This is a genomic window from Marinobacter sp. Hex_13, from assembly GCF_001566815.1.
Classification (GTDB): Bacteria; Pseudomonadota; Gammaproteobacteria; order Pseudomonadales; family Oleiphilaceae; genus Marinobacter; species Marinobacter salarius.
The window spans coordinates 39032-64726 of record NZ_LSMM01000049.1 but is presented as its reverse complement, the minus strand read 5'-3'; the positions used below and the strand labels follow the sequence as shown (position 1 = coordinate 64726).

Sequence of the window (25695 nt, the reverse complement as noted above, 5' to 3'; positions counted from 1 at the left end):
CCGCTCAGAAGTCCCGCGTATAGAATATATCCAGGGAGGCTGCCAGGCCACTGGCAGCCTCCAGATAGAAGTAACGTCCGATATCGTAACGTAGCGCCACCGTGGTGATGGGCTGGAAGATGCCGACACCGTAGCGGATGCTGAGTTCATCCGTCAGGTAACCACTGGCCACTACTGCCGATTCATCCCCGGAACCTTCCGCCTCCAGCGTCAGATTGCGTATCCCGAATTCCTCGCCAATACCCTGGGTTACCTTGTTAGCCTGAGTCAGCCCCAGCGATATGGCTGCCCTGCTCATTTGCCCCTCATCACCACGACTTTGCGGTGCCCGGCCGAGGATCACATATGAGAGCGCATCGGTCTGAGGCATTTCCGGTTCAGAAAACACTTCGGTCCGGGGCGAGCTCACCGGGCCGCTGAGGCGGATGCCGGCCACCACGTTGTCCACACGCCGCACTGCCTCGATGTCCAGGTACGGTTCTGACAGTGGCCCCACAAACACCAGCCTGGCCCGGCGCAGGTCGAGCTCCTGACCGTAGGCCTCATACCGGCCTTCAACAAGCTGCAGGGCGCCTCGGGTATCCAGGTTGTTGCCGATACGCAGTGTCCCCTCAAGGTTACCGGTGACACCGAAACCACTAAAGCTGACCTCGTCCTCACCGACCACGACAGTGACGTCCATATTGAGAGTGCGGAGCCCGCCTTCCTTCTCCTCAGCACCGACGATAACCTCGTCCTCGGATACGGACACGGCCTGGGCGGGCAGCTCACGAATTTCGATCGTGCCCCGGGGTACGTTCAGGTTACCGGAAACCGACAGATCGCCGCCTTCGTAGGCGATAGTGATATCCGGCACCAGCTCCACTTGGGCGTACGGCTCGTAATTGAAGGGCAAACGGTCACCGGTCAGCCGCACTTCCACCGACGGTTCCGCCTCCCAGGCCAACGACCCTTCTATGTTGCCGCTTCCGCGTTCATTGCTGCGCCAACGTCCGGACAAATCCGCGCTATATCCTTTCAACTCCAGGCTGACCACCAGATCCTCAAGCGGAATCGGTAACCGCGGATCGGCAATGTGACCGCCAGAGAGCGCAAGCTCGCCGTTTACAGCTGGCTTCATTAGCGGCCCAGACAGTGTCCCCTCGCCATTGAGCTCTCCCTCAACAACCTCCAGCCCGGCAAATATGCCAGCCATGGCGATATCCAGGCCTTCGATGCTGAATTGCCCATCGACTTCACGGGCATCACTATCCGGGTCGACCGACATGCCGACAGAGAGATTACCAATATCGGGCCCCTGCAACTGCAGGTCCAGCTCCGCCACATTCGGCTTCAAACTCAGGCGGGTGGTGAAGGTGTTGTAGCTCAGGCTCTCCCATTCGTCCCTCACCTGCACTTCAAACTCACCGGAACCGGCATCGATGGATACTTCACCATCCGGCCCATCTTCCGTCATGACCACTTGCAGGTCAGCATTCAGCGTTGCGTCCCAACGCAGGGTGTCCGGCAACAGCGGGGAGAGTGCCGTGGTCGGGAAGTTTTCAATGCGATAGGCGATATCTTGAGTCGGGAGCAGAGTCTGGTCCTCGGCACAGACAGACGCCTGTTGCCACTGCCAGCAGTGCTGTCCCAACGTGAGCTTGCCCGCTTCGGTATACTCGAGGGCCGCGGACTCTGACAGGGTCCATTGCTGGCCTTGGGCAGGCACACTGATTTGCCCCTGCTCAAGCGCACCCACCCAAGCATTCCAGCTTTCCGAGGCGTCTCCGGCCAGCAACAGCGACAACTCAGCCTCTTTGTGGCGGGCGTTTAGCCTGAGTTGGTGATCATCCCGAGTTCCCGTCAGTGCCAGCGACAAGTCTTCCAGTAGCTGTTCGCCATACCGAACTTCCTTTCCCCGAAGATCCGCCTGGATGTTGAACCCTTCGCGTAGCGTGGCCGCCAGGTCCAGGCTGGACAGACTCAATTGATCCTGCCATGCCAGGTCGCTGCCAGTGAGTGTTACCTTGCCACGGGGTTGGTCCACGGTGCCGGAAACCGATGCCGTACCGTTGACCGAACCTGCCAGCCCCGGCAGGAAGGTTTCCGGCGCAGGCAGGTTCAGTTCCAGGTTGCCGTTAATCTGTTGCCCCCATCGGCCCTGGCCGGTCACCCGGTTGTCCCCTACCTCAAGCTCCAGGTTCGACAATGTCCAGTTACCGGCATCACTGTCCAGCGCACCTCGTATCAGCGCGTCATTGGCCTGCCAACTCCCGGAAAGGTCCCATTTTGCCTGCAGCGTAGGCGTTCCTTCCTCCTGCAGACGTCCGCTGGTACCCACGTCGCCGCTCAAGCTCGCTTCCAGGGCGGGGAGCCAGAAACCGGGGTTAAAACTGTCCAGCGTCAGGCTTGCATCCCACGACAACTGATCAGCGAACGCCACGTCCGCACGGCCGCCGAGAAAACCCGCGCCGGTATTGACGCGCAGGTTCGTCAACGCAACAGACTCCAGGTCACCCTCAAGATCTCCCGCCATATCGGCGTCGCCCATGGGGCCGCTGACACTGGCGTCAATGCTCGCCTGATAGGCTCCCCCCTGGTATTGAACGTCGCCGTTGAATTGGCGCAATGTGACCGGCGGCTGTTCAAAATCCGGAATCAGGCTGTACCAGGGAAAAGCGTCGAGACTGACCTTGGCGTCTGCCTGAAGCGCCTGCTCCCAGCTCACGTTGCCGGTGACGAGGAGGCGGCCCGTCTCAGCCTCATTATTCCCGGGGCCGGTCAACACGAGCTCCAATCCATCGAGACCCTCTGTAGTCACCAACCCCTTCAATGACAAGGGTATATCGCCTGTCGATCCGGGCAGCACGGTGCGGGAGTCCGAGCGGAAACCGTTCTCAAGGCTGCCTTTCAAGGCAACCACGGTGTCTGTCAGCACCAGGGTTTTCGGTAACCCCTCCGCCGGGACGAACCGGCCGGAACGAACGGTCAGTTCCGCCGGCAGGGCGCTGTCCAGCGGCGCCACCCGGCCAGCCAGCGTGGCATCAAGATAACCGCTGCTCTGGCCCTGAACTCTCAGGTCAGCAGCACTCCCGGTCAGATTGAGTGCCAATTGCCAATCAGCGCCATATGGGGGCGGGAGCATCAGCCCAACCTCCAGATCCAGCGGCCAGTCGCCCCGGGTCTGGAGCCTGCCGGAGGCATCAATGCTGATATCATCCCGAACAAAGGCCAGGTTCTGCAGATGCCAGTCCGAACCGGAACCCTGAGCTTTGAGCTGGAGCCGGTCCCAGACCTTGGCATCGTTGAGCATAAAGGGGCCAAGGTTCACGTCCCGGACCACCAGCCCCAACGGAAGGTCGACGCTGGGTAGACTAATATCACCGCTGTCTTCTTTGGGCTCGCCGGATGGCTGCAGCGTCAGATCAATGCTGTCTGCCAGAAGCCGCTCCAGACAGAGCTGTTTGTTGAACAGGCAGGTGGGCGACCAGTCAACGACCGGCGACTCTACCTGTAGCCCAACACCGTAGCCCTGCCATGTCAGGGAGGCTGCCTGCCACTGCCCCAGCAACGAACCCTGCCCCTGCTCAACCTCGAGGCCGGGAACCTGATCAATCACCCAGGCGGTGCCGGTTTCCGAGCGCAGCGCCAGCACCAACAACCCAATCAATAACAGCGGTAGCAGGACAATAACGGACAGCGCCACCAACAACCCGTTTCTCAGGCGTTTTGACCGTTTTGGTGTTGGAGTTTTCGCTTCGTCGCTCATAACTCCGGCCCCATGGAAAAGTGAATGCGCCATTCACCGCCAAACTCGGGATCCAGGCCTTTGGCGACGTCCAGGCGCAGCGGCCCGACCGGGCTGATCCAGCGAATGCCCAGGCCGACACCCGTCGCCAGTGGGTCCGACAGGTCATCCATGGCGTTGCCTTCGTCAACAAACGCCGCGACCCGCCAGTTTTCGGTAAACTCGTACTGATACTCGACACTGCCTACCATCAGGTAACGGCCACCAATGGCCACGTCCTCGCTGTTCCGGGGTGACAGCGTCTCATAGCCATACCCCCGCACCGTCTGGTCGCCACCGGCAAAGAACCGCAATGACGGCGGCACATCCGAGAAGCGATTGGTGGCCACGCCACCAAACTGGAACCGGGACAGAAAACGGTGGTTGTCCGCCAGGGTGTAGAGGCCTTTTACCAGAACATTGGCATGGAGAATATCCACATCGGAGATGACGGCACGGTGAGAGCCGGTCACATCGAACTGGATACGATATCCCCGGGATGGATCCAACGGCGAGTCCGCCTGCAGTTTCGAATACCCAAGCCCCGGCAGCAACAGACTGCTCTGCTCGGGATCATCATCGCCGATGCGAAAACGCTCACCTTCCCAGCGGATCGAGGCAACCTGCAACCAGCCGTTATCGAGCTGGTGTTTCCACTGCTGGCCAAGGGTAAGCAGCTCAGACTCGACGTCCTCAATATCCTCCCGCTGATAGCCGGCGGAAAGGCGAATGGAATCGGTCATGGGAGGATCAAGGGGCAACTCGTACCAGGCGCCCACGTTTTGACGCGGCGCCGAAAGTTCCGTCTGCGCGCCACGGCGATGGCCCATGGGGTTGATCCAGTGCTCCCGCCAGTTACCGCTGAAACGCGGTCCCACATCCGTGGAGAAACCGACACCGGCAGCAACCGAGCGCGGAGGACGAGTGGTCAGGTCCACCGACACGGGTATCACTCCGTCCTCGGCTTTACCAGGCGATGCGTCAATGTCCACACCGGAAAAATAACCGCTGTTGGAGAGGTCGCCGCTTAGCCTCGCAACCTTGTCGGCGTGATAGATCTCACCGGGCTCAAAACGTACGAATTGCTCAAGCAACTGCTCCTCGAAGCCATGCCCTTCCTTGAAGCTCACTTCGCCCAGGCGATATCGCACGCCACTACGAAAGACCAGGGAAATATCCGCAGTGTGCTGTTCCGGGTTGACTTCCAGCCGGCGGGTGGTGAACTCACCATCAAAATACCCCAGCCGGGTGGCTCGGTTCTGGATGGTCTGCCGCAACGTGCTGTACTGGCCGTGATTCAGCACATCCCCCTCTGATGGCTTTTCCGGCAGGGTTCCCACGAAATCGGAATCCCGACTGGCCGGGCCTTCGATGGACACCTGCCGGGAACGGACGCGAATGGGTTCGCCGGGCTGCACGGTCAATACCAGGCGAGCGGGTATTTCGTCATCGCCGGGCTGTTCGACCACTTCCCACTGAATCATCGGGCTGTAGTAGCCCAGCGCACGGAGCGCCTCTTCCACTTGTGCTTCGGCGGTGCTGGCGTATCGTCTAAGGCTTCCGGCACTGCGGCCCTCAACCTCACCCAGAAAGGCTTCCGCATTATCCTGAAGCTGCGGATAGTCCCCCTCCACGTTGACCTCCACCTGCTGCGCCCAGGTCAATCCTGGCGTTGCCAGCATCATCAGCCAGACGATCCCGACAGGGCGTAGAAACAGAGGTCTAATGTGGGAACACATCAAGCAGCATTACTTCAGTGAAAGTGGGTGAAAAGGCGCGTTGACAGTATGAGTGTACCGGGTAGCGGTCCGTTTAATCCATGGCAATTGACCATCTTGCCTGTCTGTAATGCGCTCTATGCCAATGGCGAGGATGCCCGATGCCCCCATGATCGCGTAACACCCACTGCATCGGATCGCCGGACAACCGGAAACGGGCGGCGCCAGCCAGGAGAGAACGTATGGCCAGGAGAGAACGTATGACACCCACCCCCGTCGGCCTCGCCCTGTCGATGATGAATCGGCTTGCAGCCAACCCCATGCTGGACCGGCTGGGACTGCGTCAGTCTTTGGAAAGAACTGCCTATCACGGCACCCGTGCCGGATTTCGCACCCTTGCCTACGCTGGCCGGGAGTTCAAGCGCGTGAACAACTGGCTGCCCCGCAAGCAATTGCCGAATCGTATACCCGAGGATCTGTTCGACCTCTCTCTGACCGATGACCAACAGATGATCACCGACATGCTCCGCAGACTGGCAGAGGATCGGATCAGACCGGCGGCCTCAGACGCGGATGAAGCCGGGGAAATATCTGAAACCGTCACAGCGGCCACATCCGAGCTTGGCCTTGGCCTGTACGCAGTACCGGAAGCCTTTGGCGGCGTGGCGGAACATCAGTCTCCCGTGACCAGTGTGCTGATTGCCGAACAACTGGCCTGGGGCGACATGGGCATCGCAACCGCACTCCTGTCGCCGTTCAGTGTCGCCCAGGCCATCACCCGCTGGGGCACCGGGGAACAGCAGAGCCGATACCTGCCAGCGTTCTGCGACGACGCGCCGCCCATAGCCACCATTGCCATTGACGAGCCCATGCCCCTGTTTGACCCGAACAGGCTGCAGACCACCGCCAGCGAAACCGCAACCGGCTACACCCTCAACGGCCTGAAAAGCAGCGTGGTCCTCGGCGCCAGGGCAGACTTGCTATTGATTGCCGCGGAACTGCATGGCCGACCGCGGCTGTTCATCGTGGAAGCCGGCGTGACAGGCCTCCAAACCAAACCCGACCCGGGCATGGGGCTGAGAGCCTCCGCGCCTGTCCAGTTGCGGCTCGACAACGTTGAACTGTCTCCTGACGCCCTGCTGGGCGACGACGATTTCAACTACGAGGCGTTTCTGGACTGCGGCTCGTTGCTCCGCTGCGGACTTGCCATCGGCACATCACAGGCCGTTCTCGACTATGTTATCCCCTACTGCAACGAACGGGAGGCGTTCGGAGAACCCATCAGCCACCGCCAGTCCGTGGCGTTCATGATCAGCAACCTCGCCATAGAAACCGACAGCATGCGCATGCTCACCTGGCGCGCCGCCAGCCGACTGGAGCAAGGCTTATCAACGCACCGTGAAACATCCCTGGCCCGGTTACTGTGCAACGAAAAAGCCATGGAGATCGGCACCAACGGCGTTCAACTGCTGGGCGGGCACGGCTTCGTCAAGGAACATCCGGTCGAGCGCTGGTATCGCGACCTTCGCTCCATCTCCACCCTGAGCGGCGGCCTTCACGCCTGATCAAAACGTAAGGACACCTCTGATGAATCTCGAGATACCGAAGAAATTTTCGCCTCTGATCAATCAGGCACAACAAGTGGCCCGGGAGGTGTTTCGCCCAATATCCCGCAAATACGATCGGGCGGAACACGAATACCCCAAAGAACTCGACCTGTTTGCCTCCATCATGGACGGCATGAACGACGGCGCGGCCGACGGTGGCACCGGCGCCGGAAAACTGGCCCGCTCCGAAAGCAACGGCGGGGGCGGTAATCGTAACGGCACCAACATGAAAACCGTTCTGGGGCTGACCGAACTGTGCTGGGGCGACGTCGGCCTGGCCCTGTCCATCCCCCGACAGGGCCTCGGCAACTCAGCCATTGCCGCCGTTGCCAACGAAGAACAACTCGCCCGACTGGGCAACACCTGGGCCGCCATGGCCATCACCGAACCCGGCGCCGGCTCCGACTCCGCCGCCATCCGCACCACCGCTACCGAAGACGGCGACGGATACATCCTAAACGGCGAAAAAATCTACGTCACCGCCGGAGAACGCGCCGACGCCGTCGTGGTCTGGGCCACCCTTGATCGCAATAAAGGCCGCGCCGCCATCAAATCCTTCGTGGTGGAAAAAGGTACCGCCGGCATGACCGTCGAACGCCTGGAGAAAAAACTCGGCATCCGCGCTTCCGACACCGCCGCCATCCGCTTCGACAACTGCCGCATTCCCAAAGAAAACCTCCTGGGCGACCCCGACGTCAGCGTCGAAAAAGGCTTCGCCGGTGCCATGCAAACCTTCGACAACACCCGCCCCGTCGTCGCCGGCATGGCCATAGGCGTCGCCAGCGCTGCCCTGCAGAAAACCCGCGAACTCATCGCATTAACCGGCACCGACCTGGAATACCACCACCAGACCTGGACCCAACCCGCCGTCACCCGCGAACTGCAACTAATGGAAGCCGAACTCGAAGCAGCCCGGCTCCTAACCCTCCGCGCCGCCTGGATGGCCGACAACGGCCTGCCCAACTCCAAGGAAGCCTCCATCGCCAAAGCCAAAGCTGGCCGCGTGGGCAACATGGTCACCCTGCGCTGCGTCGAACTCTGCGGCAGCCTTGGCTACGGCGAAACTGAACTACTGGAAAAATGGGCCAGGGACTCAAAGATTCTCGACATCTTTGAAGGCACCCAACAGATCCAGCTACTGATCATCGCCAGGAGACTGCTCGGTAAGTCGTCGGCAGAGCTGAAATAAGCTAACCTGTACGAAAGCGTCGAAAAATCAGGCAGGTGCAACCCGTTTTTCTCAACAGGAGGGCGGGCATCTCAGAGCCTGATCGCAGCGGATGTATCGCTTCTCCCCAGACCGTGCATTGCCAAGGATGGCAATGCCGAGCCCCCATGGATGGGTTAACGGCGTGTCTGGGGAGAAGCGATACATCCGCTGCAGACTCCAAACTCGAAGTCCTGGATTGATGAATGCTGAAGATAAACCGAGAAAACCTGAAAACCAGCCACCAACTCATCTGGTTCATCATAGACTTCCTGATGCTAGGCCTGCTTATCATCAACCTGGCCTTCATCATCTTCGACTCCATCTACAACTTCACCGGTGTCCAAAACCTGCTGGCCGAAAATACCCCGGTCATCAAAGAACTCTACCACCCCATCCACGAAAACTTTCTGTTCTACGACCTCATCTTCGTCAGCATCTTCCTGACCGAGTTCGTCGTGCGCTGGGGCTACGCCATCAAGGCCAAAGTCTACGACCGCTGGTACTTCTACCCGTTCATCCACTGGTACGACATCATCGGCTGCATCCCCGTTGGCAGCTTCCGCTTCCTGCGGATACTGCGGGTTATCTCCATCATCTACCGGCTGCACCAGTACAAAGTGATCGACGTCACCCAGACGCGAGCCTTCCAGTTCTTCAACTTCTACTACGAAGCCTTCATGGAAGAGCTCTCCGACCGCATCGTCATCAAAGTGCTCACCGGTGCTCAAGACGAGATTCGCAAGGGCTCACCCTTGTTCGAGCGCATTCAGAACGACATCCTCTACCCAAGGCGGGAAATGCTATCCGACTGGGTATCACAACGGGTTGCGGAAGCAGCCCGGGAAGGGTACATCCCCAATCGCGGCGCCCTGCGAAGCTACCTGGAAACCCGCGTCGACAACGCCCTCAAACAGAACCTGGAGTTGTCGAGGCTGAAGTACCTGCCTGTCGTCGGCCCAACCATCCAGGAAACCCTGGAAGAAGCCGTGGGGGACATCGTCGCCAACGTGATTCACCAGATTCTGGAAGACCTTGCTTCCGCATCCAACCACGCGTTCATCGAAGACATCGTCAACGTATTCCTGCCATCGCCCGATAACGAAGACGAGAACGACGAACACAACGAAGCCCTGATCAACCTGATTGTCGAAGTGCTGGATGCCGTCAAAAGCCAGGTCAGGGTCAAACACTGGCGTAGCGAACTGACCTGAGCTGAACCTGCCAACAACATCGAGGTTTTCATGGAACCACTGCACTACCGTTCTGCCGCCGAATTGATTAGCGACCTTAAAAACGGGGAGCTAACCAGTGTGGACGTCACTCAGGCCTTCCTAAACAGAATTCGCCAGTGCAATGACACCATCAATGCCGTGGTGACGCTCGATGAAGAGAAAGCCCTGGAAAAAGCCCGGCAAGCCGATGAGGTACGGGCACAAGGTGAGACACTGGGCGCTTTGCATGGGCTGCCACTCACCCTGAAAGACACCTGGGAGGTTGCCGGCATGGCCTGTACCGCCGGTGCACCCGCGCTGAAAGACTACATCCCGACAAAACACGCCGACGTGGTCCGGCGCCTGGAAGACGCCGGTGCGATCATCCTGGGGAAGACCAACGTCCCCATTTACGCCACCGACCTCCAGAGCTACAACAAGCTCTTCGGTGTCACCAACAACCCCCACAATCTGGCCCATACCCCCGGCGGCTCATCCGGGGGCGCTGCCGCAGCGCTCGCGGCAGGCATGACACCGTTGGAAGTCGGCAGCGACCTCGCGGGTTCCATCCGCACACCGGCGCATTTCTGCGGCGTTTTCGGGCACAAGCCTTCCCGTGCCCTGGTCTCCTTCCGTGGTCACATTCCAGGGCCACCGGGCACAGAGTCACGGCCAGACCTAGCCGAAGGCGGGCCATTGGCGCGCTCGGCAAAGGATCTGGAACTGCTGCTGAACGTGATTGCCGGCCCCGCAGAGCGGGAACGCAACAGCTGGCAACTGGCCATGGCACCGGCCACCATTCATTCTCTGGAACAGACACGCGTGGGCCTTTGGCTGAAAGACCCGCTGTGCCCCATCGACGACGAATTACTGAACGGCTACCAACAGCTCGGGCGGACACTGGAAAGCAATGGAGCACTGGTTGCCGAAGCCCGGCATCAACTACTCAACCTGGAACACATCCTGCCTGCCTATTTCAACTTACTGGGTAGCCTTCTCAGCACGTCCATGAAACCGGCCCAACGCCGGCAAATGATGTGGATCTCCCGGCTTGAACGCTGGCTACACCTGTTTGGCCCTGTCACGGCCTTCATCGGAGAATACGGCCGCGGCGTGAACCAGCCGGTACACCAGTGGATGGCCTGGAGCGAAATGCGGGAGAAGATGAGGGCCGAAATCACTACCCTGTTCGACGAATTCGATGTGCTATTAACGCCGATCACCCCAACCACGGCCATTCGCCACGATCACAGCAATCCGGTGTTCAAGCGGCAGATCACCGTTGCAGGTCAGCCCAGGGCGTACATGGACCAGTTCTGCTGGATTGCCCTGGCTACCTTGCTCGGGCTGCCCGCTACCTCCGTTCCTATTGGAAAAACAGCGGATGGGTTGCCGTTCAATGTGCAGGTCATCGGTGCGCCGGGGATGGACCTGACGACGATCCGGTTCGCAGAGCTGCTGGAAGCCAGCGGACTTGCCGGCTTCCAGCAGCCGCCGGACCTCAGCCATTGACCAGAAAGTGCACCCAGATACTGGCCCCGTAACCCAGCGCAATCGCCGGTGTCCATTTCAGGTGACTGAGAAACGTATACTGCCCCCTGGCCTGTCCCATCAGTGCGACGCCCGCAGCAGAGCCTATGGACAAGAGGCTGCCACCAACCCCGGCCGTTAGCGTAACCAGCAACCACTGATAATCCGGCATGGCCGGGTTCATGGTCAGCACCGCAAACATCACCGGAATGTTGTCGACCAGCGCAGAGATCACTCCGATCATGACATTAGCAACGGTGGGCCCCAGATCGCCGTACAGCGTGGCCGATATCATGCCGAGATAACCAATGAAGCCCAGGCCGCCGACGGCCATAATCACCCCGTAGAAAAAGAACAGCGTGTCCCACTCCGACCGGGCAATATGGGAAAAAACATCAAAAGCACGACGCCCCTGGGCCCGGTCACCCGAGCTATCTCCCGGTGGGGACTCAAAGCCCTCGTTCCAGTGATATTCCTCATGGCGTTTGAGATAGAACCCAAAAATCTTCAGGTAACCGAGCCCCGTCATCATGCCGAACACCGGTGGAATGTGCAGGAACTGATGAAAACTGATGGCGGTGGCGATGGTCAGCAGGAACAGAGCGCAGATGACGAGCCCGCCCGGGCGAATAACGTTACCGAATGACTCGGGTGATGACGGCTGGCCCTTCGGCAAAGCCAGATGCATCAACGCCGCCGGCACCAGGAAGTTGACGATGGAAGGCAGCAACAGCTGGAAGAAGTCCTGGAACGGGAGTATGCCTTTCTGCCAGACCATCAGTGTGGTGATGTCGCCGAACGGGCTGAACGCCCCGCCCGCGTTGGCGCCCACCACAATATTGATACAGGACAGGGACACAAATTTGGCGCTGTCCCGGCCCACGGCCATCACCACGGCACACATGATCAGTGCCGTGGTCAGGTTGTCCGCGACCGGTGACAGACAGAACGCCAGGATACCGGTGATCCAGAACAGACGCCGGTAACCAAAGCCCTTGCCAAGCAGCCATATCCGCAACTGGTCGAAGACGCCTCGTTCCAGCATGGCGTTGATGTAGGTCATTGCCACCAGGAGGAAGAAGAACAGCTCCGCGTACTCCAGGAAGTTGTGCCGTATGGCCTCTTCGACTTCGCCATTGGCGCCCGCGGCGCGGTATGCCAGGGCCACGAGTATCCAGATCAACCCTGCCGCGATCAGCATCGGCTTGGATTTGGCCAGGTGAATCCGTTCTTCCAGAATGACCAATAGATACGCGACTACGAAAATCGCGATGGCAATGTAGCCCACAGGGTGGGAAATAAGATCCACGGCCCGGTCGGCATTTGCCCACACCGGTCCGGGCGCCAGCGATAACACGGCCGCTAACGACAGCAAGATCGACTTCATTCGAGGGGGTGCTCCCAACTGCGATGGAGTGCCCGGGACGATCGTCCCGGGGGGTTTGGTTATTCGATTTCGATCAGGCTCTCACCAGGCGCTACCCGGTCGCCTTTCGAGATATTCACCGCCTTGACGATACCAGACTTGGTGGCTTTAACCTCGGTTTCCATTTTCATGGCTTCGATGATCAGCACCGCGTCACCGGCGGATACCTCGTCACCCTCGCTCACCAGCACATCAACGATGTTGCCCGGCATGGTGGTGGTCACCTGGCCTTCTCCGGTGGCTCTGGCACGACCACCCTTGCGGGTATTTTCAGAAGCTTCGCCCTGGGATTCCAACTGAATTTCCTCGGGCACGCCGTCCACTGTCATGTAGAACCGGCGCTCGGTCTCGCTCACCGGATTGGCACCGGTCACATGAATATCGTAACTTTCACCGTGCACCGTGATCCGGAATTCGGTGGACACACTGCCGCCGGTCTTACCGTTGGCGATGGGCTCCAGGGCTTCCGGCTGCAAGGTGCCGTCGCGGCGTTGCTCCAGGTACGTGCGGGCCTGGTCCGGGAACATGGCGTAGGTCAGTACGTCTTCCTCGCTCTCGGCGAGATCACCCAGCTCCTTGCGCAGTTCGGAAAACTCCTTGGGAATCAGGTTGGCCGGGCGCTCTTCAATCAACTCTTCCTTGCCCACAGCGCGGCGTTGCAGCTGTGCGTCCACCTCTGCAGGCGCCTTGCCATACCAGCCCTGCATGTATTTCTTCACCTCATTGGTGATGGTGTCGTAACGCTTGCCGCCCAGCACATTGATCACTGCCTGGGTGCCAACGATCTGTGAAGTGGGCGTCACCAGCGGAGGGTATCCCAGGTCTTTACGCACCCGGGGGATTTCCTCGAACACATCCTGAATCCGGTCGAGGGCGCCCTGCTCTTTTAGCTGATTCGCCAGGTTGGACATCATGCCACCGGGCACCTGGGACAGGAGTACGGAAGTATCCACCCCATTGTAGTCACTCTCGAACTGATGGTATTTCTTGCGAACTTCGCGGAAATGGCGGGTGGCCTTGTCCAGCAACTCGAGGTTGAGGCCGGTTTCACAGCCAGCATCATGCAACGCAGCCACCAACGATTCGGTCGGCGGATGGCTGGTCCCGCCCGCAAACGCCGACAGCGCGGTATCGATATGATCCACACCGGCCTCCAATGCCGCCCACTGGCACATGGGCGCCATGCCCGACGTGGCATGGGAGTGCAGGAATACCGGCAGTTTGAGGTTCTTCTTCAGGCCGCTGACCAGCTCGGCGGTCACCGCTGGCGTCAGCAGGCCCGCCATATCCTTGATAGCGATACTGTCAGCACCCATGTCTGCCATGGTCTCGGCCTGAGCCAGGAAGGTTTTCACGTCGTGCACCGGGCTGACCGTGTAGCACAGCGTACCCTGTGCATGCTTGCCGACCTTCTTCACGGCTTTAATGCTGGTCTCCAGATTGCGCACGTCATTCAGCGCATCAAAAATACGGAACACATCGATGCCGTTTTCCGCGGCCTTTTCAACAAACGCCTCCACCACATCGTCGCCGTAGTGGCGGTACCCGAGCAGATTCTGACCGCGCAACAGCATTTGCAGACGGGTGTTGGGCAGAGCCTTACGCAGGGTACGCAGGCGCTCCCATGGGTCTTCCTTAAGGAATCGCACACAGGCATCAAACGTGGCGCCGCCCCAGCATTCCAGTGACCAGTAGCCGGCCTGATCCAGCCACTCACAGGCCGGCAGCATGTCCTCGGTGCGCATACGCGTGGCGATCAGGGACTGATGGGCATCCCGCAGGATGACGTCGGTGATGTGAATTTTTCTCTTACTCATGGTGCTCTCCAATATTCGTGTTACAGGCCAGCCTGGGCTGCGATGGCGGCAGCAACGGCCGTGGCAATGGATTCCGGTCGGGATTTGTCGCTGTACTCCAACAACTGCGGATTGCGCTCCACGAAACCGGTATTAAACGTGCCGGCCTGGAAATCCGGGTGGTTCAGGATCTGCTGGTAGTAAGGAATCGTGGTGTGTACCCCGTAGATAGCCATGTCGCTGAGCGCTCTGCGGGAACGGGCCACCAGTTCCGGCCATTCCCGCGCCCAGACAATCAGCTTGGCGCACATGGAATCGTAGTAAGGGGGAATCTCGTAGCCGGTGTACATGGCGGCATCTGTTCGCACACCCGGGCCGCCGGCGGAATAATAGCGACTGATGCGACCAAAGCTGGGCAGAAACCCGTTTTTCGGGTCTTCCGCGTTAATGCGAAATTGAGCGGCGAAACCGCGATAACTGATGTCGGCCTGGGAAAACTCCAGCGGCTCGCCCGCCGCGATTCGGATCTGCGATTTGATGATGTCGATGCCGGTGATTTCCTCGGTGATCGTGTGCTCCACCTGCACCCGCGTGTTCATCTCCATAAAATAGAAGCTGTCGTCGTGGTCGAGCAGGAACTCTACCGTGCCAGCATTCACGTAACCGCATTGGCGGGTAACCTGGATGGCCAGGTTACCAATAGTTTCTCGCTGCTCCTCACTTAACTGTGGCGATGGTGCCACTTCGATCAGCTTCTGGTTACGGCGCTGGATGGAGCAGTCTCGCTCATACAGGTGCACCACATTGCCGTGATGATCCGCTAATACCTGCACTTCAATATGACGAGGCTCAATGATGCACTTCTCCAGGAAAACCTCGGCACTGCCAAAGGCCTTGGTGGCCTCGGAAATCACTCGCTCGTAGTTCTGCCGCAATTCTTTCTCATTATCGCAACGACGAATGCCCCGGCCACCACCACCGGACGTGGCTTTGAGCATAACCGGGTAGCCAACGTCCTCCGCCTGGCGTACGGCATCTTCGACGTCATCCAGGTTGCCTTCCGAACCTGGTGTAACGGGGACACCTGCTGCAATGGCGGTCTTGCGGGCCTGGGTCTTGTCGCCCATGGCACTGATCGCCTCGGATGACGGGCCGACAAACGTTACCCCCCGCTGCTGGCAGATGGCTGCTAACTCGGCATTCTCGGAAAGAAAGCCGTAACCCGGATGCAGAGCATCACAGCCAGTTTCGACCGCCAGGTTCACGAGATGATGGGGATTCAGGTAACCGCTGAGCGGGTCCTTACTGATCTGATAGGACTCATCCGCTTTCTTGACATGCAAGGAGTACTGGTCCGCCTCTGAATAAACAGCGACAGACCGAATGCCCAACTCCTTGCAGGCCCGCGCAATGCGAACGGCAATTTCGCCGCGATTGGCGATGAGCACTTTTTTAATGGCCATGGAAGCTTCCTTCAAGTAATAGTCATTAACGGAAGAAAGCTGCAACCCGCAACGGCAGGCTGCAGCGTTGCGTTCTTCTACCCGGGGTTTTTCCGCACCGCATGAACGATATCGGAAAAAGATCCCGGGCCGGGATCAGGGGTCACTCGAATACCAAGGCGCCGGCTAAGCTCGTCAGCGGACAGCAGCCCGCAAATGACCTGCTCCTCTGCCCCAACGGCGACAGTGTCCATTACCAAAAGATAGTCCGAATGAAGCCCCTTGAAAATGGTGATTAATTCATCAATTTTCAGGTCCTGAAGCTTACCGAGCTCTATCGTTGGCAAGCGCCATACCGGCCGCATGATGTCCCGCGCAACAATGTCGGCGATGGTACTTCCACGCTGGTTGGCGAGACTCATGGGCCAGGAACCGATCAGATCCTTCAGGGTCAATATTCCGACCACCTCATCATTTCGATTGATAACCACACAAAAGGTTTCTCCGGAAACATCCAGTGTCTTCTTGACCTCCTGGATCTCTCGCGATGACCGGACGATCACCGGGGCTTGCCTGGTGAAGTCCTTCAACAGCTCCGACGCGGCGGCGTCATTGGTGAGGGTGTCCTCGTCTTCCGGTGAAACAAGCCGGTATCTGGCTCCGGCAGACAGGGGCGCTTGAACGCTTGATTGATTGCCCATGGCAATTCTCCTGGCTAAAGACCATTTCTCCAGGCGCGGGGCACCCACGCAGGGGCAGCAGCGCCTGAATCAGTTCGAATGTCTATAGCTGGGAGGGAGGCGCCTGTGACTGGCCTGGGTAACTGAGAATTCTTCTGGGGGGGCCGTCAAAGGCCAACTGGTGAAGGGCGCGGGACGTCAACGCCGACGGTGGATAAACGAATGTGGGCGATAAAGACAACACATCGCCGGGTGACGAGGCCCCTTCTGAGGATTCGGAACTGCCTTGCCAATCGCTCAGCGCGACAGTGGTGGCAACAGGATCATCCAGGGTGGGGAGCGCAACGGTAACCGATGTCCAGACAACAAATATCAGTGCCAGCAACGCAACGAGGTTGCCAGACAGACTGAATGTGTGTTCGGAGCGACGGGGCATCATTTCACCGTGTTAGTAGTTGCCTAACTAATGCAAAGGCGACGGCTAATGATAACCTCAGGGGATGGTGGCAATGCAAGCTTTCGTGGCCGATACGGGAAAAGCGTGTCCTGAAACGAATAAGGGCCGGTCAAAGACCGGCCCTTATTGATATGGTAGCGGGGGCAGGATTCGAACCTACGACCTTCGGGTTATGAGCCCGACGAGCTACCAGACTGCTCCACCCCGCATCAAACTGCTGGTTAACCGGGTAAGGCCCCGATCAACGAGGTGCGCATAGTACGGGGCGTTGATGCGTCTGTCAAAGGGAAAAATGAATTTTTTCGCCAACTTACCGCTCAAGTATGGCAGTCACCCCCTGTCCTCCTGCGGCGCAGATGGAGATCAGGCCACGGCCGCTGCCCTTCTCTTCCAGCAGCTTCGCCAGAGTGGCCACGATACGCCCACCGGTCGCCGCGAAGGGATGGCCGGTGGCCAGACTGCTGCCCTTGACGTTCAGTTTGTTTCGATCAATGCTCCCCAGCGGCTTTTCCAGACCCAACCGGTCCTTGCAGAACGCAGGGTCTTCCCAGGCCTTCAGGGTGGAGAGCACCTGGGCGGCGAACGCTTCATGGATTTCGTAGAAGTCGAAATCCTGCAGCGTCAGCCCGGCTTTTTCCAGCATGCGTGGCACGGCGTAAGCAGGTGCCATCAGCAGGCCCTCCTTCTTGTCGACGAAGTCCACTGCAGCCACCTCGGAGAACGTCAGGTACGCCTTGATCTCCATGTTGTTGGCTTTTGCCCACTCTTCGCTGGCCAGCAGCACACAGGAGGCACCATCCGTCAGCGCAGTGCTGTTGGCGGCGGTCATGGTGCCGTTCTCACGATCAAATACGGGCTTGAGCGTCGCCAGCTTTTCAAGGGTCGTGTCCGGGCGCAGAATGTTGTCTTTCTCCAGGCCTGCCAGTGGAGTCATCAGGTCCTTGAAAAAACCTTCATCATACGCGGATGCCAGTTTCTGATGGCTCTCATAGGCCAGCTTGTCCTGCTCGTCGCGGGGGATGGACCACTCGCGGGCGGTAATCTGACAGTGCCCCCCCATGGACAACCCCGTTCTGGGTTCGCCGTTTTGCGGAATTTCCGGTTTCAGATGGCTCGGACGAAAACGACTGAGCACTTTCAGGCGTTCTCCGGCTGTCTTGGCCCGATTCAGATCCAGAAGAATTTCACGCAGACCCTCGCCTACCCCAATCGGCGCATCCGAGGTGGTATCAGTGCCGCCAGCGATGCCGCACTCGATCTGCCCTAACGCAATCTTGTTGGCCACCAGAATGGCCGCTTCGAGGCCCGTACCGCAGGCCTGCTGGATATCGTAGGCGGGTGTTTCCGGCGCCAGGCCGCTACTCAGCGCGGATTCCCGGGTCAGGTTAAAATCCCTGGAGTGTTTGATAACCGCGCCAGCAACGACCTCTCCAAGGCGCTGCCCCTCCAGCCCGAAGCGATCAACCAGTCCTCGCAGCGCACTGGTCAGCAACTCCTGGTTGCTGACCTTGCTATACGCGGTATTGGAGCGGGCAAAAGGAACCCGGTTGCCACCAATAATGGCAACCCGGCGGATATCGCTTTTAGCGGCCGTGGTCTTCTTTGCCGTCGACGTTTTCTTTTGGGTGCTTTTCGGTGCCTGTGCCATGATGATGTCCTGTTTAAACGAGTGTATCCGTTGCGTTGCAGTCTAGCGCCAACCGGGCCCGGCTCATTGGCATCCCTGACAACCGTAACAGGGCATTGAGTCAATTCAAAAGCGGCCGGATTCTTTAACCTGTACGCCGATATTCGTTTCGCAAAAGGAAAATGCCATGTCTGATCGCTATCTCAAGTTCGTCAATACTCCGTTTGGCAAGACCGCCGCCCAGTCCCTGGGGCTGCCCGCCCCGGTTCCCCTGAAACGCTGGAAGCGCGCGGACCAGCCGTTTATTGAGGGCGACGTGCTGATCGGCGCTGCCAACAGCAGCAAAGCTATCTCGACGATTGGAAAGGTGCTGGGCGCCAGCGCCGCAAAACTCTTTCATGCCAGCGCCATAGACACTCTGAACGATTCTGCCAAAAGCGGCAACAAGGCCGAAGCCTTGCCCCTGAACGCGGACATTGATCGCAAATTCTCCGCCCTGGTGTTTGATGCCACGGGTATGAAAGACACCACCGATCTGAAAGCGGTTTACGATTTCTTTCACCCCACCATCCGCAAGCTGGCGGGCAACGGTCGAGTGCTGGTGATAGGCCAGGACCCAAGCACCTGTCGCCAACCCGCCAAGGCCGCTGCCCATCAGGCACTGGAAGGCTTCGTGCGCAGTGTCGGCAAGGAAGTCGGCAAGAAAGGAGCTACCGCGAACCTACTGTGGATGGCCCCCGGCGCCGAACAGCAACTGGAGTCCAGCATCCGGTTCTTTTTATCGCCCCGATCGGCCTATGTCTCTGGCCAGGTAACCCGCATCAGTAAGGGAGCGACCGCTCACGCCAGCAACCCTGTCGCGCCGCTGGCCGGAAAGATTGCACTGGTAACCGGTGCGTCCCGCGGCATTGGCGCGTCTATTGCCGAAACCCTGTCGCGGGATGGCGCCACGGTCATTGGCCTGGATATCCCACCGGCCCTTGAGGACCTGCAGAAAGTTATGGCCCCCATCAAGGGTAAGGCGATGGCGTGTGATATTACGGATGAGAAAGCGCCAAAACAGATTGCAGACTTTGTGAAGGAACATTTCGAAGGCATTGATCTGGTCATCCACAACGCCGGCATCACCCGTGACAAAACCCTGGGCAACATGCCCGAGCATTTCTGGGATATGACCATTGCCGTGAACCTGACCGCCGAGGAACTGATCGACGAAGAGCTGATGCACCAGGAGCTGCTGCGTGAAAACGGACGCATTGTCTGCATTTCCTCCATCAGCGGCATTGCTGGCAACTTTGGCCAGACCAATTACTCCACCGCCAAGTGCGGCGTGATCGGCTATGTAGAGGCGATGGCAAAACAGGTGAAAAACGGCGTGACCATCAACGCGATAGCGCCCGGGTTCATCGAAACCCAGATGACGGCCGCTATGCCGATTACCATTCGCGAGGCCGGCCGGCGCATGAACAGCTTGTCTCAGGGCGGTTTGCCAGTCGACGTGGCCGAGGCTATTGCGTGGTACTGCAATCCTGCATCAAACGGCGTGAACGGGAACGTTGTTCGGGTTTGCGGGCAATCGTTGATTGGAAAATAACGAGGGGGAAAATGGTGGGTGGTACTGGGATCGAACCAGTGACCCTCGCCTTGTAAGGGCGATGCTCTCCCAGCTGAGCTAACCACCCGGGATCTGGAAACAAAAAAATGGCGGAGCGGACGGGACTCGAACCCGCGACCCCCGGCGTGACAGGCCGGTATTCTAACCAGCTGAACTACCGCTCCGCATCAATCCCGGCCTGATCGGCCTTAGGGACCTGAAACCGGGCGGGGTGGCCCGGTGATGCTGAAAAGTGGTGGGCGGTACTGGGATCGAACCAGTGACCCTCGCCTTGTAAGGGCGATGCTCTCCCAGCTGAGCTAACCGCCCACTTTTACAGCACACTGGTGAGTCAGCGTTGCTGTCTCAACCAAGTGAGACGCGCATTTTAAGCATTTGTCTGGCGGTGTCAAATTTTTTCCGGAGTTTTTCTCAAAAAACCTGCAACTCGTTAAAAAATGTACAATTTTCAATCAAGCCTGTTTATCACTCCCGGTTTTCTTTGCCGCCTTCACAGACTTCAACCGAGTGGCTTTCTGTCCTGCCTTCCTCGCCTTGTGATCAAGTGACAGCTCGTTCACACGCGACTTTCGATCCGCAGGCAATGCCCGCTCCGCCAGCGAGCAATTGAGATGATCAAGACGTTTTCTGAGGCTAGCTATCCGGTGGCCTGCGTTTTCCAGTGCCTCGGGAAGCAATTCTCCGGAAAGCCGGCGAAACGTTAGTTGTAATGAATCTCTCAGCGACATGATCCGGCAACCCTCTGAATACGGACACCTCACAGTCTAGTAACCGAAACCGGAAACAACAATTCGCAGTACACCAGATCGGCGACGTTAGAATATCCACCAACCGCCACCGGATTCTGCCTCTTCCCGACGCTCCCGCTCCTGTTCCAACGCCGCATACTCCCGCTCCAGTTCCCGCAATCGACGATCGCTTTCAAGAGGCACCGTAGGGCCACCGCCAAAGGGCCAGTACCAAGGCGTTTCGTCATACTTCCCCTGTTCTCTCAGGCGCTCGATTTCAGCCGCTCGCTCCTCTTCCAGAAGAACCAGATTGCGCTCGTAGTCTGCGTCCTCATTCACCTCAACAATGGAGGTCGCAGCGTGATTAGGGGCAAGCAAATCACTATTCAGAAAACGCGTGGAGACAATTTCTTTGGCCTGCATGGCGTAGTCACGGGTCACGAGCTGCAAGTCGCCAGACCTCAGGGGGTGGTCCTCGGCGAGTTCCGGATGGTTACTCTCCGGCTCTTGCAACTCGTTATAGCGCAGGTAATACACCCTTCCGGGTTCGACCTTGAGCGTGGCGTCTGCAATCAGGCTCAGGCTGAACGAATTGAGCCCCTCAAGCCCCAGCAGTGGCCGGCGGATGGCGATATGCCGCTCGCCAGGGGCAACTTCAAGCCAGGTAAAACTGTCGTTTCGAATATTGAAATAGTGGTGGTCGTCTATGTAAACGCTTGGCGCCTCGATCTCGTCCGCAGCCCACTGGGAATGGGTGCGGTAGAAATAGAGAACCGCATTGCTGCGATCCCACTCATCATTGCCGATATGAACGAAATCGTGCCCGGATACCGGGTGCAAAAACGAGCCAACGCTTTTACCGATGGACTGGTACACCGTGCAGCCGGCACCAGAAACCAACAGCAAAGCCACAAATACGGCCGCCAGTGGCCGGGGAAAACCGGGAAAAAGAAATCGGGTTGTCATTGTTGTGCACTCTTCATCCTTTCGCGAGTTGTCCCGATCATAACAACTGCAATCTCGCGGAACTGAGAGCTACCGCAAGGGATGAATACAAACTGTTACAAAGCACAGCAGGCCCTGCCTGCCCTGCTGTGCCTGCTTACCCGTTCGCAGCCGCCTTCTATTGGCCGGACATCCGCGAGCGCAGATCATTGACCTCTTCCGACAGGCGAACCAGCCTTGAGGTTAATTGCGCCCGCGAAGAGTCAATCGAAGACACGGTTTCCCTCAGCCCCGCCAGATCTTTGCGAACGGCATCCAGCTGGCTGCCGCTGGACAGGTTATTGGTGGCCTTTTCCAACGCCGCAATACGGCTTTCCAGGCCATCAATGGTGAGGTTTTGCTCTCGCTCGAAACGCAACAGCTGGCGCTCCACCAGCTTGTCCACTCCGGCCAGGGATTCATCCAGCTTCGTCAATTGTGAGGCATTCTCCTGGCCAGTTTCGCGAACGGCGGTAAGCTGCCGCTCAAAGTCCGATTGAACCTTGTCCAGCCTGGAGGACACCGTTGCCTCCAGCTCCTTGACCGAGGCAGACAATGCTTCCCGCTGGCTGTTGCCGCTATCCACATCTGACCTCAAAGATTCCAACCTGGCCTGGTGGTCGTCGAGCCGCTTGCGGTTGCGGTCATTAGCAACCCCCCACAGCTTGGCGATCTCGCTGTCAGCCGTATTGAGGCGTTCCTTGTGGGACGCCAGCGTGTCTTCAATGGATTGCCCTTTCTCCTGCAGGTTCTCGCCGGTCTCGGAAAGCTCCCCCTCAAACCGGGCCAGCGCCAGTTTGCTTTGGCGCGCCCAGTAATCCGCTTCTTCCAGCTGACCTTCCAGTGCCTGTATACGCTGCTCTTGCTGATACCAGCCAGCGCCCGCCGCTCCGGCAACAATCAACAGCGCGATCAACAACACTGCACTGCGGCCCGAACCACCACCGCCAGATGTTTTCCGGCGTTTTCCAGCAGGTTTGCCCGGGCCGCCATTACCGGCCGACTCTGGCACGGGTGCTTGGCGTTTTTTGCGCTCTTCCACTTTATTGCCGGGCACGCCGGTACGTACTTCATCATCATCTGGACGGATTGGTTCCATAACAGCTCCGGTATATGGACGGTAACGTTAATAAAGCACGATAATACCCGTACCTTGCGACTCAGCAAAATGACGGCCAGGAGAGCTGACAGTATGCGCTCCTTGGCCATCGACTGTTTGCATGGCCACGGGGCCTTACATACAATGTCCGGCTTTCTCACATATCAGGACTGTTGCATATGCAGCCGCTTGTAGGACTCATCATGGGCTCGAAGTCTGACTGGCCCACCATGGAACACGCCGCCGAGATGCTGGACAAGCTGGGCGTGCCTTACGAGACGAAGGTTGTCTCTGCCCACCGTACGCCGGATTTGCTGTTTGATTATGCCAAGACTGCCTCTGATCGGGGCCTGAAGGTGATCATTGCAGGCGCGGGCGGTGCTGCTCACCTGCCTGGCATGGTCGCGTCACAAACGTCACTGCCGGTCCTTGGTGTTCCCGTCCAGTCCAAAGCACTCAACGGTCTTGATTCGCTGCTGTCCATCGTACAAATGCCCGGCGGCATTGCGGTTGGCACCCTGGCAATTGGTAAAGCCGGTGCCACTAACGCTGGCCTGCTGGCGGCTCAGATTATCGGTACATTCAAGGACGATGTCCGTATAGCGGTCGATGAGTTTCGCGCTACACAGACACAGACAATCCTGGATAATCCTGATCCCAGCGATCAATAATCAGGCATCGGACTTTGGTGTACGAGCGGGTGGGGGATGCTTTCCAAAACACGCTCCTTGCGGCACATCCATGTGGCGCTTGGGCTCCGCCATCCATGGCTCCACACAGTTTTGGAAAGCATCCCCCACCCACTCCCCGAACTAATGCAGATGCCTACTAATTAAAGGCAGGAGACAACGAATGAGAATTGGTGTTTTAGGGGCCGGTCAGCTTGGCCGGATGTTGGCTCTGGCTGGCTACCCGTTGGCCAAGACGTTTGTTTTCTATGATATGTCCGGTAATCCCAGTGCCGGGCTGGGTGAAGTGATTATTGATCGAGACGGTCAATACCTGGACGACCTCATTTCCCGGGTAGATCGGGTCACCTATGAGTTCGAACACTTGCCGGTGGACGTAGCAGAGCGAATTGCCAAAGAAAAGCCGGTTCACCCCTGCCCCCGAGCGCTGCAGGTTTGCCAGAATCGAGAAGCTGAAAAGACGCTCTTTGGCGAGCTTGGCATTCCCACACCAGAATGGAGAATTGCAGACAGCGCAGAGTCATTGCAGGCCGCTGCCGAAGAACTCGGTTGCCCGGTGGTTGCCAAATCCAACACCGAAGGTTATGACGGCAAGGGACAGGCAGTTCTTCGTTCACCGGAAGACGCAGCAGAGGCCTGGAAATCCATTGGTCATCCGCGTCTGATCGTCGAGAAATTCGTCGAGTTTCGCCGCGAAGTCTCCATTATTGCCGTGCGTGCCGAGGTTGGCGAACTGGCCTTCTATCCGATGGCGGAAAACGCTCATCACGAAGGCATCCTGCGTTATTCCATTGCTCCGGCACCAAAGCTGGAAAAACATGTCCGGGAAGACGCAGAACGTTACATCAAGGCGCTGCTGAACGAACTGAATTACGTCGGCGTACTAACGCTTGAACTCTTTGAAACCGCCGAAGGTCTGGTCGCCAACGAAATGGCACCGCGGGTCCACAACTCTGGGCACTGGACCATCGAGGGTGCCATGACCAGCCAGTTCGAGAACCACATCCGCGCCGTGAGCGGCCACCCCTTGGGAAGCACCGACGCTCGAGGTGTCAGCTGCATGATCAACATTATTGCCGAGCATGGCGACATTGAACGAATCCTTGAACTGCCTTACGCTCATGTACACCTCTACAATAAAGGCGAGCGCCCGGGCCGGAAACTTGGCCATGTGACCGTTCTGGCGGACAGCTACGAAGAATTGGTCTGGCGGGTAAAGAACTGCGCCCAGTTTTTACCCGGTTGTCCAGAGTTTAAGAGCACCCTGTCTGAGCAGTAGGCAGGGTGCACACAAGGGGTTGATATAACTCAAAGCGCCCCTATATTTAATAATGGCTTACATACACATAAACAGAGAGAATCAGGGAGAACGACCTCATGGCATTTGAACTTCCCGCACTGCCCTATGAAAAGAACGCACTGGAACCACACATCTCTCAGGAGACTCTTGAGTACCATTACGGCAAGCACCACAACACTTACGTAACCAAGCTCAACGGTCTGGTCGAAGGCACCGACAACGCCAACAAATCGCTCGAAGACATTATCAAGAGCGCCAGCGGCCCACTGTTCAACAACGCTGCCCAGGTCTGGAACCACACCTTTTACTGGCACTGCCTGAGCCCGAACGGTGGTGGTGAGCCTACGGGAGCGGCCAAGGACGCGATCGAAAAAGCCTTTGGTTCTTTCGAAGACTTCAAGAAAGAATTTAACGACAAGGCCGCCAACAACTTTGGTTCAGGCTGGACCTGGCTGGTGAAGAAGGCCGACGGCAGCGTTGCCATTGTTAATACCAGCAATGCCGAAACGCCGCTGACAACCGCCGACAAGCCGGTACTGACGGTCGACGTCTGGGAACACGCGTACTACATCGACTATCGCAATTCCCGTCCGAATTATCTGGAAGCGTTCTGGAAACTGGTTAACTGGGATTTCGTCAACGAAAACCTGGCATAACAGCGCTTCGGATACCTTGCAGGCCACAACCTGCACGCAAAAACGCCCGCACTTCGCGGGCGTTTTCGTATCTGTGATACAAACGATCTTACAAATTGATACACCCGTAGCCTGAATTATCTGGAAGAATTGCCGATACTGGGTACAGTAGGTA

The 25695-nt window shown here is 58.2% G+C and carries 18 protein-coding genes and 4 tRNA genes; 8 read left to right on the top strand and 14 right to left on the bottom strand.

Annotated elements, in window-relative coordinates:
* Positions 1–4: 4 nt before the first annotated feature.
* Complete coding sequence (locus AXW11_RS12800) at positions 5–3748, bottom strand: translocation/assembly module TamB domain-containing protein (RefSeq protein WP_228301425.1); 3744 nt, start codon at positions 3746–3748, stop codon at positions 5–7.
* Positions 3745–5451, bottom strand: coding sequence for an autotransporter assembly complex protein TamA (locus tag AXW11_RS12795; protein ID WP_177190583.1), 1707 nt, complete (start codon positions 5449–5451; stop codon positions 3745–3747). Before AXW11_RS12795 ends, AXW11_RS12800 begins: the two co-directional genes overlap by 4 nt.
* A gap of 293 nt (positions 5452–5744) precedes the next feature.
* Between AXW11_RS12795 and AXW11_RS12790 the strand changes: the two genes are divergently transcribed.
* The 4 genes from AXW11_RS12790 (at position 5745) to AXW11_RS12775 (ending at position 11024) form a co-directional block, all read left to right on the top strand.
* The gene (locus tag AXW11_RS12790; protein ID WP_228301424.1) at positions 5745–7049 is read left to right on the top strand and encodes an acyl-CoA dehydrogenase family protein; all 1305 of its coding nucleotides are present in this window, start codon (positions 5745–5747) and stop codon (positions 7047–7049) included.
* 22 nt (positions 7050–7071) lie between these two features.
* Positions 7072–8280, top strand: coding sequence for an acyl-CoA dehydrogenase family protein (locus AXW11_RS12785; RefSeq protein ID WP_081899226.1), 1209 nt, complete (start codon positions 7072–7074; stop codon positions 8278–8280).
* Positions 8281–8504: 224 nt separating this feature from the next.
* A complete protein-coding gene (locus tag AXW11_RS12780; RefSeq protein ID WP_091641039.1) occupies positions 8505–9512 on the top strand; it encodes a hypothetical protein in 1008 nt (335 codons plus the stop codon).
* A 30-nt stretch (positions 9513–9542) separates the two neighbouring features.
* Positions 9543–11024, top strand: coding sequence for an amidase (locus AXW11_RS12775; RefSeq protein WP_091641035.1), 1482 nt, complete (start codon positions 9543–9545; stop codon positions 11022–11024).
* Here AXW11_RS12775 and nhaD read toward each other — a convergent pair.
* The 7 genes from nhaD to AXW11_RS12740 form a co-directional block, all read right to left on the bottom strand.
* Positions 11014–12429, bottom strand: coding sequence for a sodium:proton antiporter NhaD (gene nhaD, locus AXW11_RS12770; protein ID WP_036204762.1), 1416 nt, complete (start codon positions 12427–12429; stop codon positions 11014–11016). The two genes, AXW11_RS12775 and nhaD, sit on opposite strands and share 11 nt — an antisense overlap.
* 59 nt (positions 12430–12488) lie before the next feature.
* The gene (gene oadA / locus AXW11_RS12765; RefSeq protein ID WP_091641031.1) at positions 12489–14285 is read right to left on the bottom strand and encodes a sodium-extruding oxaloacetate decarboxylase subunit alpha; all 1797 of its coding nucleotides are present in this window, start codon (positions 14283–14285) and stop codon (positions 12489–12491) included.
* Between the two features lie 20 nt (positions 14286–14305).
* Positions 14306–15727 (bottom strand): acetyl-CoA carboxylase biotin carboxylase subunit, encoded by a 1422-nt coding sequence (locus tag AXW11_RS12760; protein WP_036204758.1) that lies wholly within the window; start codon positions 15725–15727, stop codon positions 14306–14308.
* 77 nt (positions 15728–15804) lie between these two features.
* Positions 15805–16407 (bottom strand): CBS domain-containing protein, encoded by a 603-nt coding sequence (locus tag AXW11_RS12755; protein WP_091641029.1) that lies wholly within the window; start codon positions 16405–16407, stop codon positions 15805–15807.
* Between the two features lie 82 nt (positions 16408–16489).
* Positions 16490–16822, bottom strand: a complete 333-nt coding sequence (locus tag AXW11_RS12750) for a hypothetical protein (protein WP_091641026.1) — start codon at positions 16820–16822, stop codon at positions 16490–16492.
* Between the two features lie 153 nt (positions 16823–16975).
* Positions 16976–17052 (bottom strand) — tRNA-Met (locus tag AXW11_RS12745).
* 101 nt (positions 17053–17153) lie between these two features.
* Positions 17154–18491, bottom strand: coding sequence for an acetyl-CoA C-acetyltransferase (locus AXW11_RS12740; RefSeq protein WP_075196447.1), 1338 nt, complete (start codon positions 18489–18491; stop codon positions 17154–17156).
* 166 nt (positions 18492–18657) lie between these two features.
* On the opposite strand from AXW11_RS12740, the gene AXW11_RS12735 reads away from it, so the two are divergent.
* Complete coding sequence (locus AXW11_RS12735; protein ID WP_091641023.1) at positions 18658–20064, top strand: 3-oxoacyl-ACP reductase; 1407 nt, start codon at positions 18658–18660, stop codon at positions 20062–20064.
* 12 nt (positions 20065–20076) lie between these two features.
* On the opposite strand, the gene AXW11_RS12730 is transcribed toward AXW11_RS12735, so the two are convergent.
* From AXW11_RS12730 to AXW11_RS12710, 5 genes are all read right to left on the bottom strand, one after another.
* Positions 20077–20152: transfer RNA gene (locus AXW11_RS12730), tRNA-Val, on the bottom strand.
* Positions 20153–20172: 20 nt separating this feature from the next.
* Positions 20173–20249 (bottom strand) — tRNA-Asp (locus AXW11_RS12725).
* A 69-nt stretch (positions 20250–20318) separates the two neighbouring features.
* Positions 20319–20394, bottom strand: a tRNA-Val gene (locus AXW11_RS12720).
* A gap of 506 nt (positions 20395–20900) precedes the next feature.
* A complete protein-coding gene (locus AXW11_RS12715; RefSeq protein WP_036210128.1) occupies positions 20901–21779 on the bottom strand; it encodes a DUF2846 domain-containing protein in 879 nt (292 codons plus the stop codon).
* A 157-nt stretch (positions 21780–21936) separates the two neighbouring features.
* Positions 21937–22896 carry a hypothetical protein gene (locus AXW11_RS12710; RefSeq protein WP_091641020.1) on the bottom strand — a complete coding sequence of 320 codons (960 nt, stop codon included), beginning with the start codon at positions 22894–22896 and terminating at the stop codon, positions 21937–21939.
* Between the two features lie 179 nt (positions 22897–23075).
* Between AXW11_RS12710 and purE the strand changes: the two genes are divergently transcribed.
* The 3 genes from purE to sodB all read left to right on the top strand — a co-directional run bounded on the left by purE (position 23076) and on the right by sodB (position 25541).
* A complete protein-coding gene (purE, locus tag AXW11_RS12705; protein ID WP_036210119.1) occupies positions 23076–23567 on the top strand; it encodes a 5-(carboxyamino)imidazole ribonucleotide mutase in 492 nt (163 codons plus the stop codon).
* Positions 23568–23748: 181 nt separating this feature from the next.
* Positions 23749–24864 carry a 5-(carboxyamino)imidazole ribonucleotide synthase gene (locus AXW11_RS12700; RefSeq protein ID WP_041332467.1) on the top strand — a complete coding sequence of 372 codons (1116 nt, stop codon included), beginning with the start codon at positions 23749–23751 and terminating at the stop codon, positions 24862–24864.
* A gap of 98 nt (positions 24865–24962) precedes the next feature.
* Complete coding sequence (gene sodB / locus AXW11_RS12695; RefSeq protein WP_036210113.1) at positions 24963–25541, top strand: superoxide dismutase [Fe]; 579 nt, start codon at positions 24963–24965, stop codon at positions 25539–25541.
* The last annotated feature ends 154 nt before the right edge of the window (positions 25542–25695 follow it).